The 1,305-nt window shown below is 44.8% G+C and carries 2 protein-coding genes; both read right to left on the bottom strand.

Annotated features, from left to right (window positions below):
• Positions 1-63: 63 nt before the first annotated feature.
• Positions 64-927, bottom strand: coding sequence for an IS3 family transposase (locus ACQ4MZ_RS31535; RefSeq protein WP_430852024.1), 864 nt, complete (start codon positions 925-927; stop codon positions 64-66).
• Complete coding sequence (locus ACQ4MZ_RS31530) at positions 927-1,256, bottom strand: transposase (RefSeq protein ID WP_309993749.1); 330 nt, start codon at positions 1,254-1,256, stop codon at positions 927-929. Before ACQ4MZ_RS31530 ends, ACQ4MZ_RS31535 begins: the two co-directional genes overlap by 1 nt.
• Positions 1,257-1,305: the final 49 nt, after the last annotated feature.

Below are 1,305 nucleotides of genomic sequence, written 5' to 3'. Positions count from 1 at the left end.
TGTGACGTGGTTCCGTTTCGGTTTACACTTTTGCGGGTTATTAAATATTTAAAACTGGCAATCTTATCCTGTTTGTCTATAGTATCGGGCTTCGAAAGATACCGGATTCAGATAGTTTAAAGCGGAATGTAATCTCCTCGTATTGTAATATCCGTCAATGTATTCAAATAGCACGGTTTTCAATTGCTCCAAGCTCTCATAACCACCTTTCGGCATATTCAACTCTGCCTTCAATCTGCTCCAGAACGATTCAGCCCAGGCGTTGTCGTACGGATCATCCGCGCGGGACATACTCTGTTTCAGTTTAAAGGTCTTTATTAACTTCTTCATTCTGTGTGATAGATATTGACCACCACGATCAGAATGTATAATCATCCCTGGCTTTGCCCTGCGCCTCAAAAGAGCTCTTTCCAACGGTTCCCGGACAAGGCTTTCCTGCATATTATCAGCCAATTGCCAGCCAACTATTTGACGAGAGAACAAATCCATCCATACGCATAAATATGCCCATTTGCCTCCCTTAAGAGGCATATACGTGATGTCGGAAACCCACACACAATTTGGGGCCTTTGGCTTGGGCTGATCCAGTAAAAGATTTGGAGACACCCGTTTCCCATGACTGCTATCTGTCGTCCTTGGAATAAATTTCGGGGGCTGAATAGCTCTCAATCCTTCTTTACGCATGATTTCAGCAATCTTCCTACGCCCGATTTTTATCCCCTTTTGCTTCAAGGATTCTCTAATACGCCTGCTACCGTATCGCTTGAAATTTTGAATAAACTCCTTCCTAATTTCATGCTTCGGCCGGTTGTATTTTTTATCGGCGTTGTGGCTCTTCCCTTGACGGTAACGATAGTATGCCGTCCTGCTCACCTCAAAGAGCGAGCATAAATAATTGGTCTTGTGCGTCCGAGAAAGCGAGCATATCAGCTCATAGACGTCCCTGAGTCGGACTGGCTCAAGAGACCTAATGCTTTTTTTAAGATCTCACGGTCGGTTTTCAGTCGCTCATTTTCAGCACGCAGCTTAGCAACTTCCGCAGCTAGCTTCGCTGCTTTATCGTTGCCACTTTCGCCGCTTTTCAATTTTGTCTTTTTCGTTGCCATTCTTCTCCAACGATAGAGAACATTCTCGGCAATTCCAAAAGCCTCCGAAGTTTCCCGGGCACTTCTGCCCGAAACGAGCATTCTGATCACTTCTTGTTTGAATTCAGGATCGTAACTCCGACGAGTTTTCACCAACTTTTGGTCTTTCATTTTGCATCATGTTGAGCAAAAATGTGTCCCGCTTTTCGGAGCCACCTCA

Origin of the sequence: Dyadobacter sp. BHUBP1, assembly GCF_050587785.1 — a bacterium.
Taxonomy (GTDB): Bacteria; Bacteroidota; Bacteroidia; order Cytophagales; family Spirosomataceae; genus Dyadobacter.
The sequence above is the reverse complement of the archived record's forward strand: the minus strand, read 5'-3'. Positions and strand labels throughout refer to the sequence as shown.